Source organism: Marinobacter sp. ST-43 (genome assembly GCF_030541085.1).
GTDB classification, from domain to species: domain Bacteria; phylum Pseudomonadota; class Gammaproteobacteria; order Pseudomonadales; family Oleiphilaceae; genus Marinobacter; species Marinobacter nauticus.
On the sequence record NZ_JASSVO010000004.1, the window covers coordinates 189,940 to 205,570 of the forward strand.

15 protein-coding genes are annotated in these 15,631 nt (G+C 58.8%); 8 read left to right on the forward strand and 7 right to left on the reverse strand.

Annotated features, from left to right (window positions below; genetic code table 11):
- Positions 1-1,005 (reverse strand): hypothetical protein, encoded by a 1,005-nt coding sequence (locus QPL98_RS08430; RefSeq protein WP_011783679.1) that lies wholly within the window; start codon positions 1,003-1,005, stop codon positions 1-3.
- Between the two features lie 101 nt (positions 1,006-1,106).
- On the opposite strand from QPL98_RS08430, the gene QPL98_RS08435 reads away from it, so the two are divergent.
- Genes QPL98_RS08435 through QPL98_RS08445 form a run of 3 tightly spaced genes read left to right on the forward strand, consistent with a single transcriptional unit; the run spans position 1,107 to position 5,630 of the window.
- Positions 1,107-4,655, forward strand: a complete 3,549-nt coding sequence (locus tag QPL98_RS08435) for a 7TM diverse intracellular signaling domain-containing protein (protein WP_303293081.1) — start codon at positions 1,107-1,109, stop codon at positions 4,653-4,655.
- On the forward strand, positions 4,645-5,190 hold the full coding sequence (locus QPL98_RS08440; protein ID WP_011783681.1) for a hypothetical protein: 546 nt from the start codon (positions 4,645-4,647) through the stop codon (positions 5,188-5,190). Before QPL98_RS08435 ends, QPL98_RS08440 begins: the two co-directional genes overlap by 11 nt.
- Positions 5,191-5,216: 26 nt before the next feature.
- Positions 5,217-5,630 (forward strand): response regulator, encoded by a 414-nt coding sequence (locus QPL98_RS08445; protein ID WP_011783682.1) that lies wholly within the window; start codon positions 5,217-5,219, stop codon positions 5,628-5,630.
- A 34-nt stretch (positions 5,631-5,664) separates the two neighbouring features.
- On the opposite strand, the gene QPL98_RS08450 is transcribed toward QPL98_RS08445, so the two are convergent.
- Positions 5,665-5,937, reverse strand: a complete 273-nt coding sequence (locus tag QPL98_RS08450; protein ID WP_031209774.1) for a hypothetical protein — start codon at positions 5,935-5,937, stop codon at positions 5,665-5,667.
- 553 nt (positions 5,938-6,490) lie between these two features.
- Here QPL98_RS08450 and QPL98_RS08455 point away from each other — a divergent pair.
- Complete coding sequence (locus tag QPL98_RS08455) at positions 6,491-6,727, forward strand: hypothetical protein (protein WP_153739730.1); 237 nt, start codon at positions 6,491-6,493, stop codon at positions 6,725-6,727.
- On the opposite strand, the gene QPL98_RS08460 is transcribed toward QPL98_RS08455, so the two are convergent.
- Positions 6,696-7,208: a hypothetical protein gene (locus QPL98_RS08460; RefSeq protein ID WP_022991828.1), complete on the reverse strand. Its 513-nt coding sequence runs from the start codon at positions 7,206-7,208 to the stop codon at positions 6,696-6,698. The two genes, QPL98_RS08455 and QPL98_RS08460, sit on opposite strands and share 32 nt — an antisense overlap.
- A 152-nt stretch (positions 7,209-7,360) precedes the next feature.
- On the opposite strand from QPL98_RS08460, the gene queC reads away from it, so the two are divergent.
- Positions 7,361-8,026 (forward strand): 7-cyano-7-deazaguanine synthase QueC, encoded by a 666-nt coding sequence (gene queC / locus QPL98_RS08465; RefSeq protein WP_272998915.1) that lies wholly within the window; start codon positions 7,361-7,363, stop codon positions 8,024-8,026.
- Positions 8,026-8,682, forward strand: a complete 657-nt coding sequence (gene queE / locus QPL98_RS08470; RefSeq protein WP_114434682.1) for a 7-carboxy-7-deazaguanine synthase — start codon at positions 8,026-8,028, stop codon at positions 8,680-8,682. Before queC ends, queE begins: the two co-directional genes overlap by 1 nt.
- A gap of 1 nt (position 8,683) precedes the next feature.
- Here the strand turns inward: queE and QPL98_RS08475 are convergent, their stop codons facing one another.
- From QPL98_RS08475 to QPL98_RS08490, 4 genes are all read right to left on the reverse strand, one after another.
- A complete protein-coding gene (locus QPL98_RS08475) occupies positions 8,684-9,727 on the reverse strand; it encodes an AraC family transcriptional regulator (protein ID WP_022991831.1) in 1,044 nt (347 codons plus the stop codon).
- Positions 9,728-9,851: 124 nt separating this feature from the next.
- Positions 9,852-10,742, reverse strand: a complete 891-nt coding sequence (locus tag QPL98_RS08480) for an alpha/beta fold hydrolase (RefSeq protein ID WP_153739731.1) — start codon at positions 10,740-10,742, stop codon at positions 9,852-9,854.
- A 96-nt stretch (positions 10,743-10,838) separates the two neighbouring features.
- Positions 10,839-12,599: an ExeM/NucH family extracellular endonuclease gene (locus tag QPL98_RS08485; protein ID WP_303293082.1), complete on the reverse strand. Its 1,761-nt coding sequence runs from the start codon at positions 12,597-12,599 to the stop codon at positions 10,839-10,841.
- Between the two features lie 9 nt (positions 12,600-12,608).
- Positions 12,609-13,511, reverse strand: coding sequence for a YafY family protein (locus QPL98_RS08490; RefSeq protein ID WP_153739873.1), 903 nt, complete (start codon positions 13,509-13,511; stop codon positions 12,609-12,611).
- Positions 13,512-13,756: 245 nt separating this feature from the next.
- Between QPL98_RS08490 and QPL98_RS08495 the strand changes: the two genes are divergently transcribed.
- Together QPL98_RS08495 and QPL98_RS08500 are read left to right on the forward strand one after the other, a co-directional pair.
- Positions 13,757-15,040, forward strand: coding sequence for an MFS transporter (locus QPL98_RS08495; protein ID WP_023008081.1), 1,284 nt, complete (start codon positions 13,757-13,759; stop codon positions 15,038-15,040).
- 162 nt (positions 15,041-15,202) lie between these two features.
- Complete coding sequence (locus QPL98_RS08500; protein WP_303293083.1) at positions 15,203-15,628, forward strand: MarR family transcriptional regulator; 426 nt, start codon at positions 15,203-15,205, stop codon at positions 15,626-15,628.
- Positions 15,629-15,631 lie beyond the last annotated feature (3 nt).

The window sequence follows — 15,631 nt, forward strand, 5'->3', positions numbered from 1 at the left end:
TCAGGGCCTCAGGCCGGTGTGCATGGTGGCATATTGGTAGTCCGCCTCCGTTTTCTCAGAACAGTAATTGCTGGAGCCGGGCGCCTCATTATATGAGGTGAATACCATTACTTTCGGGGCATCGTAATCCATGCGGATTTTCACGCAGTCGACGAGTTCGCCAGCAAATTCGAATTCCGGCCCGCCTTCACTGTTGTCTTTGGTGCCTATCGTGGTGCCGTCAATAATCAGGGTGTCTGAATCGAGCCCCTCATAGGTTCGGGTGAAAGACAGCTCACGCTCACCTTCAATGACGATTGAACCCTCGGTTTGTGTTCTGGCACCGTCGTTGTATCCGGTTGAGGAAAAACTGGCGGGAGTGAACTGGGTCGCCAGGGTCGCACTGGGCCGTGTGGATTCCTCGGGAAAAGTGCCGGAAGCTGCCCAGGTAAGCACACGTGTTACCCGGTTAGAAGAATCCGGTGTATAAACCCACTTCACGATCGGGTACTGCCAGTTGTATTCCTGTACCGGCTTGCCTTCCAGAGCAGCAGTCTGGTCGGTAAAGCGAACCTGTACCCGATTAGTGCGGTTGTTGTATTCCCCGGCCTCACCCCGTTCTATCCGGCGCACCATGTATTGGCGCCCTTCCTGGAAATTGGCTACCTCGTTTTCGCCAATTACGCGACGAATAAGATCCAGAGGATTTCTGACAGAGCCTATGCGAGGCGGTTCGTCGCTGGTGTAGTCCAGCCCGGCAAAGAGGCCAACCTGAGTGCGGATGCTGGTGGCCACGTCTTCCGCTTCCGCCAAATCGGGGGTGCCGGCATCCGGCTCCACGGCCCGGACAAGGTCGGCAAACAGAGTGTTGCTGGTCTGCTCCTTCAAGGTAAAGCTGGAAAAGGTGAGATCGACATTACTGGCCGGATTTAACGTCGACGAGGAATCGCCGCCACTGTCGACCCGACACCCGCTGAGTGTCAGTAACGTGAGTGAAACAGCAGCAAAAAGGCAGGAATGTCTCATTTCAGGTGACCCCGGGGTGCGAAAAAGCGTGTGAACGGCTAAAGTGACAAGTGCTGACAATAAACGATAAAGCACGCAGCTACCCGCGCGGAGATCACATTTTGCAGCAACGGTTTGCCCATATCCCGGTGCGGACGGTGGTTCTGCTCCTGTTTCTGGCCGTTCTGGTTTTGCCATCTGTGGCGAAGGCCCAGAATGCCTGCCGGGATGGGCAGATCATGCTGGATCACAACACCGGTAGCATTCCGGATCTGGGCGAGTGCCTCTGGTACCTGGAAGATCCTGAGCAGTCACTGACGATTGATGAGGTTCGCGCCGCAGGCGAGGACACGCTGACCCGTCACCAGGGTGGAGTGCTTAACTTCGGTTATACCGGCTCGGCCTACTGGACCCGCTTCGACCTGAGCACCCGCCGTTTAACCTCGCGGTCGGACTGGATACTGGAGCTGGCGCTGCCACTGGTGGACGACGTTCGGCTGTATCTGGTTCGGGATGGGCAACTGGTGGAACAACGCCAGACCGGGTATCTGGACAGCTGGGACGAACGGGATCTGGCCGTGCCAAACCCGACCTTCCGGCTCAGATTGTCGCCAGACACCGTCACCACGGTTTTCCTGCGCATTACCAACACCAACACCTTCCGCCTGCCGATTACCCTCTGGCACCCGGACAATTACATAGAAAAGGTCTCCATCGACGAAGCCGTGCGCGGGCTGCTGCTGGGTGCCATCCTGGCTATCCTGGCTTACAACCTGTTTGTGGCGGTATCGGTGCGGGAGCGCAGCAACATCTACTACGTGCTCTACCTGGTATGTGCGGCGGTATTCATCGGTACCGAACAGGTGCACGGGGTTCAGTTGCTGGATAGCCGGCCAGCCTTGCTCAACAAGGAATACCTCCCTTTCCAGATTATCCTGACCTGGTTCTTTGGCCTGTTGATGGCCCGTTCGCTGCTGGAAACCCGGCAACGCTCGCCCGATCTGGATCATGTACTCCGGTTATGTCTGACCTCTGTCGTCACCACCTTTGGTTTGTCGTTTTTCATGCCCTATTCGGTGGCCATGGAATGGATTGTGGTCGGCTCGATTCTGCTCAGTATCATTCTGATTGTGGTCAGCTATCTGTCCTGGCGCTATTACAACCCGGCAGCACGCTCTTATTTCTTTGCCTGGACCCTGGCCCTGATCGGGTTTGGTATCTATGCGCTGACGGTGATGGGTTACCTGCCGCTGAATACCTTTACCAGCTATTCGCCACAGTTCGGCCTGACGGCCCAGATCATCCTGTTTTCCTTTGCCCTGGCTGACCGAATCAAGCAGGTTCAGGGCGAGGCCCTGGCCTGGAACCAGCGCGCTCTGGCGAACCTGAGGCGTTACCAGTCACTGTTTGATAACGCCATTGAGGGCGTGTTCCAGATGTCACCGGAACGGCGGTTTGTAACCGCCAACCCGGCCATGGCCGAGTTGCTGGGCTACAGCAGCAGCCGTGAGCTGCTGGCGCGTAATCCGGATGTGCTGGAAACCTGCATTGCCGATGAGCGGTTGCGGCGTCTGGTGGTCGAGCAACTGGAGGCCCGGGGTACGGTGAAGGGTATTGAAGCGCGTTACCTGACCCGTCAGGGCGAGGAACGCTGGGCCACCATTTCCCTGCACACGGTGTATGATGCCGAGGGCCTGCCCATGCATCTCGAAGGCACCTGTATTGACGCCACCGAGAGCCATCAGCGCCTGCAGATCGAGCGGGAGCGGGAGCAGGAGCGGCTGGAAAAAGAGCTGGCCCGGAATTCCGCTCAGGCCAAGAGCCAGTTCCTGGCCAATATGAGTCATGAAATCCGGACCCCGCTGGCGGCTATCATCGGCTATGGCGAAACCCTGCTGGACCCGGATCTGAACGAAACCGAGAAACGCAGCAGCGCTGAAACGGTGGTTCGCAGCGGGCGTCACCTGCTGGAGCTGGTGAACGATATCCTCGACCACTCAAAGATCGACGCCAACAAGCTGGATGTTGATGTGGTGCCGGTCAATCTGCCGGAGTTACTGGATGAAATCCGCGCCTTCTTCGCCCCCCGGGCCCGGGAAAAGGGCCTGGATTTCAGTATCATCTGCGATTATCCCCTGCCCGAGAAGATCCGGACCGATCCAACCCGTTACCGACAAATTATCATTAATTTGTGCGGAAATGCCCTGAAGTTCACGGAAAATGGGTCTATCTCCCTGATTATTCGCTGTGACCGGGGCGCCGAGAAGCTTTACGCCCGGGTGGTGGATACCGGGATTGGCATGAAGCCTGAACAGCTGGACCGTCTGTTTGACCCCTTTGCCCAGGGCAGCACCGCAATTTCCCGCCAGTATGGCGGCACGGGGCTCGGCCTCAGTATATCCCGGAGGCTGGCGGAACTGCTGGGCGGCGATATCCGGGTGTCCAGCACCTATGGTGAAGGCAGTGAATTTGAAGTGTGCATCAGCACCGGTGAACTCGCGCAGGTTCATTTCCTGCGGGATGCCTCGGAATTCAGCCAGCGGCGCCGGGCCATTGCCATGGTCATGGCGCCCCGGTTGTCGGGCCGCATCCTCTGTGCCGAGGATAACGATGTAAACCGCCGGCTGGTGTCGTTGCTGGTGGGGCGCACCGGTGCCGAGCTGGTGCATGTCAGTAATGGCGCGGAAGCCCTGGAGCGCGCCACCCGCGAGCACTTCGATCTGATTCTGATGGACATCCAGATGCCGGTGATGAATGGCCGGGATGCCACCCTGGCGTTGCGGGAAGCAGGTGTTAACACCCCGGTGGTTGCGCTTACGGCCAATGTCATGGCCGAGGATATCGCTGAATATCGTCTGGCGGGATGCAATGATCACCTGGCCAAACCCATCGACAAGCAGCGCTTTTACGAGGTATTGGCCCGTTACCTGGCGTTGTCGGCGGAAACGGCGGTGGGTTCGGGTCACCGGTACAGCGGTAAGGTGCTGGTGGCCGAAGACAACGATGATAACCGTGGGCTGGTGGAGCGGATGCTCCGCCGCACCGGCGCAGAGCCCTTGCTGGTGACCAATGGGGAAGAGGCGGTTCGCCGGGCCCTGTCGGAAACCGTGAAACTGGTGCTTATGGATCGCCACATGCCCGGCATGGACGGCGTTGCGGCCACCCTGCTTTTGCGCCAGGCGGGCTTCCGGCGGCCGATCATTGCCTTTACCGCTGGTGATCAGGCAGAGAATGAAGCCTTGCTGGAGGCCGGTTGCGACGGGGTGCTGAACAAGCCCATTGACCATGCCCACCTGCAGGCCCTGCTGGATCGCTATCTGCCGGTGGAACAATGGGTCGGCGAGGCGGTTGACGATGACATTGGTCCGCTGGTGAACCGTTTCCTGGATGGCCTGGCTGAGCGAAAGCGGCGCATGGAAGCCGCACTGGCCCAGGGACAGTTGCAGCAATTGCAGTCCGAGAGCCATCAGATCAAGGGCACCGCCGGTGCCATGGGCTATCCGTTGATGACAGAACAGGCAGGGATACTTGAGCGATGTGTACGCTCAAGCCCCGGAGAGAGGGGGATGATTCGACAGGAACTGACCACCCTGAACGCCATGATTGACCGGGCCCTTGAGGGCCACCAGAGGTCGTCGAAAACCACAAAGGAACAGGCCAATGAGCGATAACCAAAAACAGGAACATTATTCCCTGAGCATGATGTATGGCACATACGCCGACATACTGTTCGTACTGTTTCCGTTTCTTGTCATTGCCATGCAGCGGCTCTGGGATGGCAACCTGTACCAGTCCCTGATGCGGCCCGACCTGAGTATTGCTGCGGCGATTCTGGCCGGCCTGGCTATCGGCAAATTTGTGCTGGGGTTGGTGACCAATCGCGATCTGGGGCGCTACAAAGAGCGGATTGTGTTTTTTATTGCCCTGACGCTGTTCGTGGTCCTTGGGCCGGCCATCATCCTGATCCTGAGTATGACCGGGAACGCGGAGATTCCGGGCTTTGTGGCCTTTGTGCAGCCGGTACTGCTGATTGTCTCCATTTCCCTCTATACAACGGCAGTCAGCATTGCCAATATTCTCACCCGGGTGACCGCGCCACCGTCCGTCGGTGACCATGGCGGGCCCACCGGTGATGAACCGGTTGATGTCCGCCCCGGGCCCGCACCTCTGGACTTGCCGCGCCGAACCGGCAACGATACCTACTGAGCCAGGGCACAGAACAGGAGAGTGTAATGAGTGATCTCAGAGTACTGGTGGTCGAAGATGAGCCGGTGATGCGGGAGCGTCTGGTCGACATGCTTTACAAAGCCGGTGCTACCAGCGTGTCTGAATGTGCGGACGCTGCGTCTGCCAGGGCGGCGTTCGAGGCCAGTGAGTTCCAGATCATTCTGCTGGATCTGGGACTGCCGGATGGTAACGGTCACGAACTGATGACCCGTTTCAAACAGGTTCGGGAGAACCAGCATATTGTGCTGGTCACGGCAGACGATTCCATTGAGAGTATTCAACGTGCCATCAGTGCCGGCGCCAATGGCTATGTAGTGAAGCCCTATTCCCAGGAAAAGATTTACGATGTGGTGAACAACTACGCCATGGTCCATGGCGGTGATCTGTCGATGATGGATGGGCTGAACCGGCATCATTGACCGGTCCAGCCTGCGGTCGTGACGGCAAGCCTGATCAGGCTACCTGGCGGGCAATCCAGGAGTTGTAGCGGGTCGCAAGAGCCCGGACATATCGGGCTTCGGCGCCGTCCAGATTGCTGAGTACGCCTTTGAAAATCCAGCCCCGCTCGTACAGACCCAGCACCCGCTGCTCGTCATCCAGGTTGACTCGCTGATTGAGTTTCTTGCAGATTGCATCCAGCAGCGGCAGCTTCTCCGGGCGCTTGATCGGAGCCTGACGATTGGCCATGGGCTGGTTCGCTGCACGTGATGTCGGATGTCTTCTCATGATGTTCTCCTTGTCGTTTTGCGGCTGCAAAAACAGAAAACCCCGGAGCCTCACAGGCAACCGGGGTCTGGCGGAGAAGCTGCCCCGGTTGCCGCAACGGCTCCCGGGACTGACCGAAAGCCGTTAGCTGTCTTTCACCATGGCACGCACGGCCTGCCCAATCTGGCAACCGGCGGCTGAGTATACGGTGTGCTTTGAAATCATCCTGGTCATATCGGCTCTGTGGATTCGGTTCAGTCATCAGTGTATAGGCAATTGGACGGTTTGCAATAGCCCAGCTCATTCGGCAAACCCGTACAGACGCACCGGCGGGAAATCCTCATACTTCTCCCTGTCACGTGTTTTTACGTTGTGCAATCCGCGGTACCTGCCTGGCAGGTATCGAATGGATCTCTCCTTTCTACGCAGCCCGATGGGCTGCGTTTTTTTTTTGCCATCTCGGTAAGTTCGTAGCCACTACTTCGTACAGCCATTTATGGCGGCTTTGGCGATAATTCAACCACTCAATACATCCAGTTATCCAATTGATATCCAGAGGTTGAAACCGAAGAAAATGCCCGAAGAACCCGGACCTGCCCGTAACAAGTTCCGTTCTGATTTTATTGTCGAGATTGCCCTGATTGTAGCGGTTGCCGTTTATCTGGTGATGGCGCAGGGGCAAGTGGTGGGTGAGAACCTGTCCTTTACGCTTACTGGTGCCGCGCTGATGGCACTGGCCACCTACTGGACACTCCATACCATCCGAGATGGCCTGGAAGTTATTGCACTGCGGCTTCGCCCCGGCAAATAACCCGTTCCCAGGTTTTGTGCAGGATGAGTGCATCGTTGGCTGCCCGATGCACGGGCAGCCCGAGTTCGGCAATCACCTGCTGGCGGATGCCTGACCAGTGGCGTACCTGGCCCGGGTCGAGCAGCATGGAAATGGATTCCAGTTGAAACGCCGGAACCTCACCGGCGGCCCGGAATAGCCTGTGTAGCCAGAAGCTGTCGAAAGTCCAGGCGTCACAGAATACCTGCTCCGGCAACAACTTGTTTAATTGCTGAGCCACCTCGCTAACCGGCATGCCTTCCTGCAACAGCCGTTGCCGTGAAATTCCGTGAATGGTTTCCGCGCTTTCAGACCAGTCCTGCCAGAGCACATGGGGCTGAATCAGCCAGCTGTGCAGTGCCCCGTCGGGCATGCAGATGCCTACCTCAATCGGGTAGCTGGCGATCAGGTCGAGGCTGGACGCCTCAAAGTCAATAAAGGCCGGGCTGAAGTCTGAGCTCATTGAATCGGTGCTGGTGCTTTGTCGTTTTCTTTCGAGTTTACCCCTGATCTTGCCAGGACGCGAACCCAACTCGGTTTGTCACTGTTACAATATGGCCACGCTTTGTAAAAGCCCGATGACACACCCTTCTGAAAAACTGGTGCTGACCCCTCATGACTGACTCCGTTGTCGTTATCTATTCCGGTGGTATGGATTCTTTCACACTGTTGCACCTGGCCCGCGCCAGGGGGCTCAAGGTACATGCCCTGTCCTTCAACTATGGCCAGCGCCACGTGCGGGAACTGGATGTGGCCGCCGATGTTTGCCGGGCTGAAGGTATCCCCCACAAAGTGATTGATATCCGTGCCATGAGTGAGGTGATGTCCGGCTCTTCTCTGACGTCCGACATCGAAGTGCCTGAAGGCCATTATGAAGAAGGCACCATGAAAGCCACGGTTGTGCCCAATCGCAATATGATCCTGTTATCGCTGGCGACCGGGTATGCGGTGACTACCGGGGCGGGCGCGGTCTGGTATGGAGCCCATGGCGGGGACCACGCCATTTACCCGGATTGCCGGCCGGAGTTTGTTGAAAAAATGGATGCTGTGTGCCGGGTGGCCAACTACGAGCCCGTGGGCATTGAGGCACCCTTTATGGCCATGGACAAGGGCCAGATCCTGGCTGAAGGGCTCAAGCTGGGCCTCGATTACAGCCAGACCTGGACCTGCTACAACGGCCGCGACAAGGCGTGCGGACGTTGTGGTTCCTGCGTCGAGCGGCTGGAGGCCTTTGCCGCCAACGGCGTCACCGATCCACTGACCTACGAGCGTCTTGCCTAATGTACCGCGTCAAGGAAGCCTTTTACACTCTCCAGGGTGAGGGTGCCCAGGCTGGACGCGCGGCGGTGTTCTGCCGGTTCAGCAAATGCAATCTCTGGACGGGGCGTGAGAAAGACCGGGCGAATGCGGTGTGCAATTTCTGCGACACAGATTTTGTCGGTACCGATGGCCAGAATGGCGGCCGCTTCGACACCCCGGAGGCCCTGGCCGCCCATATCCGGTCACTGTGGCCCGATGCTCCTGGCCGGCCCTATGTGGTCTGTACCGGTGGTGAGCCTCTGCTGCAACTGGATGAGCCTTTGATCAGGGCCTTTCACCGGGCCGGGTTTGAGGTTGGGGTGGAAACCAATGGCACATTGCCTGCGCCCGAAGGTATCGACTGGCTGTGTGTCAGCCCGAAAGCCGATGCCGAGGTGGTCATTGCCGAGTGTGATGAGCTGAAGCTGGTCTACCCGCAGCCGCTGGCGCCACCGGAGCGATTTCTGCACATCCAGGCGAGGCATTACTTCCTGTCACCCATGGCCTCACCGTCTGTGCCGGAGGGTGGGCCGGATGCCATCAAGCAAAGCAATACCCGCAAAGCCACGGACTACTGCCTGGCGCATCCGCAATGGCGGTTAACCTTGCAGATGCACAAGATTCTGGGCATCGACTGAGTCAGGCGGTTTCCGCGGTCTGCAGTTCCCGGTTGCGAAAGTGGCTGGGGCTCAGCCCCGTCCAGCGTTTGAACGCCCGGGTAAAATTGGCGGCGTCGGCATAGCCCAGGCTGTCGGCAATCTGGCTCAGATTCATGGTGGTGCTGGCCAGCAGATCCCGCGCGCGCTCCAGGCGCACCTGGTCCACCAGGGCCTGGAAGCTGGCTTCTTCTTCCTGCAGCCGGCGTTTCAGGGTGCGCTCTGAAACATACAGGGTGGAGGCCACCCGGGCCAGTTTTGGCGGAAACGGGTGGCTGGTTTCGATCACCCGTCGAACACGGCAGGCAAACCCGGCATCTTCTTTTAGCTGTTTCAGTGCCGTTTCGCATTGTTCCCGCGAACTGACCGCCAACTGATCGTTACTGAACTGCACCGGCAGATTGAGCTGGCTGGCAGGAATCACCAGAGCATCTTCACTGGCACCATAGTCCACCGGCACCCCGATGGAGCGTCGGAACCGGTGAAAGTGATTGGGTTCCGGGCCGCGGCGCAAAACCTGCGTTCCGGGCACCGGGCTGCCAGTGAGTTGTGCCCCCATGGAAACGCAGCCGAACAGCACCGCATCCAGAACGAATCCCTGCAATGGGCCTAGCTCGATATCGCATTTGACCGCGTACCAGACATTGCTGCCTGCGACTCGCTTCTCTACCTTCAGATGCGGTGCCCGCAAGGTGAGATAACGGGTCATCAGCTCCAGAGCCTCGGCCAGCGTGCGGCTGCTCATGACAGCGGTACCCAGTGCACCGTGCAGGGGCAGCTTGAGTTCCCTTGCCAGCAGAATGCCAAGCCCCGGCTCACCACTTTCAATGATGGCCCGGGTCACAAACTCGCTGGCCTGGGCCTGGCTGACCCGAAGTTCGGTGGAATTGAGCCGGGTGGGATCCAGACCGACTCTCAGAATCAGGTCCCGTTCATCAACACCAATGGTATGAAGCAGCTCGGCCAGGGTATGCAGGTAGATGGCCGGCATGCCCAGATCCTGAGAATTGGAAACAGAGGCGCGCATGATGTTCCTCGTCAGCGTGTGTTGTTGTTATGTAAGGGAGCTCGTTGGAACCGATTATGGCGCTTTGCACGGTTGAGCCCCATGACTTCGCTGACGGGTCAATGGGCCAGAGAGGCCAATTGCTTTATCTCACCTGTCGTTGAACAAACTCCTGCAACACCCTGGCGGATTGGCCCGGGCGTTCCAGCATGGGCAGGTGGCCGACACCCGGGAACACGTGAACTTCAGCATTGGGTGTGGCGGTACGAAACCAGTCTACGCAACGGGTTGGTGTGATCACGTCGCGATCACCCCATTGCACTTGCAGGGGTGGAGTGTCTGGGCCAAGAAATCGCGCGGGCGCCAGGGCATCGGCCAGCATATCGTTGAAAATGTGCCGCAGCGACGCTTGCCGTTTGAGCAGGTCAGGCCCCAGCAGACCGGTCATGGCCAGTCCGGGTACCGTGGGCTTGCCATTCCCGACGCTGTTGAACATGCGGTAAACGCCGGCCCAGTCGCCAGGAATAAGAATGGCATCGCGATCAGACTTGAAGGGCGCGTTGATATCCACATCCGGGTGTTCCGGGATGCCGGCGCTATTGAGCAGTGTGACCGAGCGGGGTGGCTGGTTCAGCTTATGGGCAAGGATTGCGGCAATGGCACCGCCCATGGAACTGCCCGCCAGATGCAGGTTGTCGCCCGGGTATTCAGACAGCCAATCCCTCAGCCGCTCTGCCTGGCGTTCGTAGCGATAGCTGGCCGCCGGCTGATACTGGCTTTCGCCCAGCCCCGGCAGGTCCGGAATCAGCAGATGCCAGTCCGAAGGCAGCTTCTGCATCCAGAGCGCCCAGTTCTCCTTCATGGAGGCAAAGCCATGGATAAGCACCAGGGTCGGACGCCCCGGACCGGGCCGGCCGCGTTCCAGAAAAATCATGCGATGACCGTCCACACCGGCTTCCCGGCGTTTGGCTCTGAGTAGCCAGCGTTGTCCGGTTCGGGCTATGGGCCAGAGATCGGGTACAGGGATCGATGCCACGGGCACACCTCATTACTGTGAATGCCTTGTCAGTTTAACGCGGCACGAGCCGTGCGCTATTGCCCGGCTGCCGGACTCCGGAGGCGGTGCAGCAAGTCAGCGGGTGGGGCTGAGGTTCAGATCGGTCAGCACGGGATTGTGGTCAGACGATCGCCACGGGTCCGACTGATCCGGGGTCTGATGGTAGCTCAGCGCCCGGGGCTCATCGGCGTTGATGTTCCAGGTTTGCGCCCGCTCAACCCAAGGCATCAGTGCCGGGCTGGCAAGCGCGTAATCAAGGGTACCTTTCTGGCCCTGGTACCGGTAGGTATAGTGCTCGCACTGCATTGGCAAGCAAGGGTGATACTGGTGTACCAGGCTGGTGAAACCGGCTTCCTGGAACTGTTCGACCGGCGCCTCGCGGGCATAGCTATTGAGATCGCCAGTGATCAGTACGGGTGTGGTTTCGGGATCTCCGGCCAGTGCCTGGAGCCAGATCACGATAGCGTTGGCGCTGAGGGTCCGCTGCCGGTTGTAGCAGCCCTGCCCGTCGCCCTGATCCTGTTCTCGGGCCGCTGCATGCCGGCAGGATTTTGATTTCAGATGTGGTACCACCACCCAGAACGTCAGCTCGCTTCCCCGGGCACGGAATGCCTGGGCGAGTGGCGGGCGGGACGCGCCTGGAAGTTCGCCTGGTCCGGGCCTGTAAGCCGGGCTAGTGGGGCGGACCCGGGATTCCCGATACAGCAAGGCAGTGCGGATGGCATCGTTGCCGTCCCTGCCCGGCGTCTGTACGACTGCCCAATCAGCGCCGAGCGTCCGGGCCAGGCCAGCCGCCGCACTGTCTGGGCCGTAGCCGTCATTTTCCAGTTCGGTCACGGCAAGGATGTCGGGGTGCGCGTCCTGGATGGTTCGGGCGAGTTTACGGTTCTGGGTCTGAAACTGCTCGAGCGATGATGCGCCCCGTGGCGTGGGAAAGCCCTTGCCCTGCCCGTCGCCATTGAAGTAGTTCTGCAGGTTCAGGGTCATGATCCGGATACTGTCCGTTGATTTGGTCGGCGCTTGTGGTCTGGGGTTACGGGCCTGGAAACGTGGTACAGCGCCCGGTTGAACCCGCCACTGGCCAAAGCGGTAATCCAGTACGCCCTCCAGTTCTGACACGATATCGCCGGCCCGAACGGTATCGCGTTCTGATAGCCAGGGCACCGGCGTCGGGTTTTGCTTGCCCAGGCCATCGTCCAGGGTTATCCGTTGCGCCAGGTTTTGCTGTTCCAGTGTGCGGGCAGCCGGACCTGGCGCTAACTGTTCTGTGGCAATCACCTGATCGCTGGCCGCCAATGCCAGCTCGCCGTACCTGGCCAGGTTGTAGTTATCGATGACCGTCAGGGGCTCATCGAAACGCACCCGCATGTTTTCCAGGCTTTCGGGTGGTTGCGACCAGGGTAGCGATACGTTGATCAGCGCTGGCAGGGATGCCTGGCCGCATACTGAAAGGTTGTGCACCGGTGCCAGTTCGGTCAGGCCGTGAAACTCCTTGACAGTGCCGGTAACCCGCACCCGCTGACCCACGCTGCCACCGGCTTTGCGGGTATAGACAAACAGTGCTTCGGAGGTGGCTGGATTGTCATCGGTCTGGTGATCGGCCTGCTGCAGATAGAAGCCGGAAAAGCCGCCAGGTTTTCGGGCATCCAGTACAAGGATGCCTTCTACGGTCACGGTTTGGCCGATCAGTGGGGATTGGTTGCCGGTGCCCTGTACCTGATGGATGGGCGTGGCGGAAGCTCCACAGCGGTTATCGGCTTGCGCCTGGAGTGGCGTCGCCGATAACACAAGCCCGAGGCAAAGAAGGGCAGTAAAGGTCTGGAGCGGTCTGGTCACGGGGCCAGTCTAGCAGAGACCGGCCACCGCCTTGAGTGCCCGCTCGCGTTTGCTGCCAAAACCGAGCTGGTCCGGGTTGGCCAGTTCGAGCTGCTGAACCAATGGGTCTGGATGGCTGTTTTCGTAGGTGATGCCCAGTCGGGACAGCACATAGGGCGCCAGGGCGGCTCGGGTTTCGATGTGCAGCAGGCCATTGGTCATGCCGTAGTCGCGGGCGATGATCTTTTGCTGGGCTTCGGTCAGACGCTGGTCCGGGGTGATCTCCAGTGTCACCTGCCGCTGCCAGTCGTCATCCTGCTGGGCGTTGTGCCGGGCTTTCTGGCGCAGGGCCTCAATACGGCCGTGGAAGCGGCTCAGGGCGAAATCCCGGAATTCCCGGTTGGCGCTGCACCAGGCCCGAATGTGCCAGCTGTTGCCGGCACTGACCAGAGCGTGGGGTTCCAGCACACTCTCGGCGGCTTCCGGGCGGCTCAGTGATACGTAGCTCGCCTTCAGCTGGCGATGATAACGGGTGGCGGTCACCACGGCCCGCATAACTTCCGGGTCTATATGCCGGGCCGCCTCCGGGATGACGGCGTTGCCGGGCAGGCCCAGTTCAAGATCGGAGAAGGTATCACTCAGATTCTGCTGGCGGGCCAGAAGATCCTGATACTCGGATACGGCGCCCCGGGTGACCACCGGCTTGAAATTGGCAGAGGGGACATAGCCTTTCAGGTGCCGGTCGTAGACCAGATTGCCGGGAGCCAGTTCACGAAGATAAGTATTGATGTCCTTGGAAGCCTGCTGTCGACCGATACCAAAGCTGTGACAGATATGGTTGGTGGTCAGTCGACCCTCCCACAGGGCGATAATCTCGATCAGGCGATAGCGAAGCAGTAAATCCCAACGAATGGGCCAGTCCGTTTTCTTCATAGCCAGGCGCTCACGGTCCAGTAGATTGCATGGCAAATATGTTACCTGCTCCCGCCAATCGGGTCTGTTACGACCCATTAATGTAAAACATTGTCAAACGGCCTGCCAGTGCGGGCTCGGGGTCTCGGCAACTCCCTAGTGGCGCGGCTATAAAGAGGTTGGTTAAATGCTCGCCAGCAGACAATCTATAATGTTGTTATCTTTTCTTTTTGTTACCCACTGTAATCGCGACAGGCAGAATTCCGATGACCCGAATGGTTGCGTCTTTATCAGCGCTGATACTCAGTATTGTCCTTCTGGTCAGTGGCAACGCCTTTCTGATGACTCTGTTGGGCATTCGCCTGAGTATTGAAGAGATTTCGCCAGATGTGATCGGCTGGGTGCTGGTGTGTTACTCCATCGGTTTTGTGCTTGGCACCTTGTATGTGCACAAGATTATTGGCCGGGTGGGTCACATCCGTGCCTTTGCGGTGTTCGCAGCCATGGCGGCGGTCACCGCACTGATGTATCCGATGGCTATTTCCATGGTGTTCTGGGCCGTGCTGCGGGTGCTGTCCGGGTTCAGTATTGCCGGGGTGCTGGTGGTCATTGAGAGCTGGTTTTCCAGTCGGGCCACCAACGCTAATCGCGGCGCACTCTTCGCGGTCTATCAGATTGTCTTCTATCTTTCGGCCGCCGGCGGCCAGTTGATCGTCAATGTCGGTGACCCGGCCAACTTCCTGCCGTTCTCGCTGGCGGCCATGTTGTTGACGCTGGCATTGATTCCGTTGTCTTTGACCCGGATGGAGGCGCCGGTTATTGAACAGGCCAGTCGCATGTCGGTGTTCAAGCTGGCGCGGGAGTCGTTTTCGGGCGTTGCCGGGGCGCTGATCTGTGGGGTGATGATCGGTGGCTTCTATGCCCTTGGGCCGGTTTACGCCACGCTGGTTGGCCTGGATGTGGCGCGCACCTCTACCTTTATGGCCAGCGCGATTGTGGCGGCCATGCTTCTGGCCTGGCCGCTGGGACGGCTGTGCGACCGCTTTGACCGGCGCAGGGTCATGTTCTGGGTGGCGATGGCCGCCTCGGCTTCCGCGGGCGGTGTCGCGGTGTTCGGTGCGAGCAACCTGGCGTTGTTGACCTTGTTGGTGGGGTTGTTTACCGGCCTTTCGGCCACCATCTATCCAATCGCAGTGGCGATCACCAACGACCGTATGGACAGCAACCGGATAGTCTCCGCCAGTGCGACCTTGCTGCTGAGCTATGGTATTGGCAGTGTCATCGGCCCTATTGCCATGGCCAAGCTGATCAGCCTGTTGGGTCCGGCCGGTCTGTTCTATGGCAATGCCGGTTTCCTGCTGGTATTGGCGGTGATTACCAGCTACCGCATCAGCCACACCGAAGATGTTCCGGTGGACGAGCAGGAGCATTTCGTTCCGGCCATGCCGGAAACCTCACCGGTGCTGACCGAGATGGATCCCCGGAACACCGAGTTTCACGAATCACCGGAAGTGGAAGAAATGCAGGAGGAGCTGCGTCAGGCCGGTTGACGCAGCTTTCGGTTTTCCCCAATTATATTTTTGTCTTCACATCTGTTTTTATTTCAATGGTTAGCTTACTATTGGTGAATTTCCAATAAGGTAAGTCTTTTGTCGGTTTTCGGGGTGGCGTTTGCTTGTCCCATGCCGGATCACCATCAGGAGTAATGAACCATGAGAGATCAGTTTCCGTTTGCCGTTGCCCGGGTAACCCGCCGCTGGCGCAAAATGCTCGATGAACGCCTGAAAGATCTGGGTGTTACCCAGGCGCGTTGGAGCACCATGGTGTATCTGCAGCAAGGTGGTGAAGGCCTGACCCAGCGCGAACTGGCCAGCCTGATGGCCATTGAAAACCCGACCCTGGTACGTTTGCTGGACAGTCTTGAGCAACAGGGGCTGATTGAGCGCCGCCCATGCCCCAACGATCGTCGCGCCCGTCGCCTTCACCTGACCAAAGTCGGTGTCGAGTTCATGGATGAGTTGTCCGAGCGCGCGGCCACGCTCCGAGAGGAGATGCTTGACGGCATTTCCGACAAAGACATTGAGGCATCGCTCAAGGTTTTCCACAAGATCATGGAAAACGCCGAGAAGCAGAAGTGAGTC

What these genes read in the sequence shown, in the direction of transcription:
- QPL98_RS08430 (WP_011783679.1), bottom strand. Translation starts at nt 1,005, where the DNA reads ATGAGACATTCCTGCCTTTTTGCTGCTGTTTCACTCACGTTACTGACA.
- QPL98_RS08440 (WP_011783681.1), top strand. Translation starts at nt 4,645, where the DNA reads ATGAGCGATAACCAAAAACAGGAACATTATTCCCTGAGCATGATGTAT.
- QPL98_RS08445 (WP_011783682.1), top strand. Translation starts at nt 5,217, where the DNA reads ATGAGTGATCTCAGAGTACTGGTGGTCGAAGATGAGCCGGTGATGCGG.
- QPL98_RS08450 (WP_031209774.1), bottom strand. Translation starts at nt 5,937, where the DNA reads ATGAGAAGACATCCGACATCACGTGCAGCGAACCAGCCCATGGCCAAT.
- QPL98_RS08455 (WP_153739730.1), top strand. Translation starts at nt 6,491, where the DNA reads ATGCCCGAAGAACCCGGACCTGCCCGTAACAAGTTCCGTTCTGATTTT.
- QPL98_RS08460 (WP_022991828.1), bottom strand. Translation starts at nt 7,208, where the DNA reads ATGAGCTCAGACTTCAGCCCGGCCTTTATTGACTTTGAGGCGTCCAGC.
- queC (WP_272998915.1), top strand. Translation starts at nt 7,361, where the DNA reads ATGACTGACTCCGTTGTCGTTATCTATTCCGGTGGTATGGATTCTTTC.
- queE (WP_114434682.1), top strand. Translation starts at nt 8,026, where the DNA reads ATGTACCGCGTCAAGGAAGCCTTTTACACTCTCCAGGGTGAGGGTGCC.
- QPL98_RS08475 (WP_022991831.1), bottom strand. Translation starts at nt 9,727, where the DNA reads ATGCGCGCCTCTGTTTCCAATTCTCAGGATCTGGGCATGCCGGCCATC.
- QPL98_RS08490 (WP_153739873.1), bottom strand. Translation starts at nt 13,511, where the DNA reads ATGAAGAAAACGGACTGGCCCATTCGTTGGGATTTACTGCTTCGCTAT.
- QPL98_RS08495 (WP_023008081.1), top strand. Translation starts at nt 13,757, where the DNA reads ATGACCCGAATGGTTGCGTCTTTATCAGCGCTGATACTCAGTATTGTC.
- QPL98_RS08500 (WP_303293083.1), top strand. Translation starts at nt 15,203, where the DNA reads ATGAGAGATCAGTTTCCGTTTGCCGTTGCCCGGGTAACCCGCCGCTGG.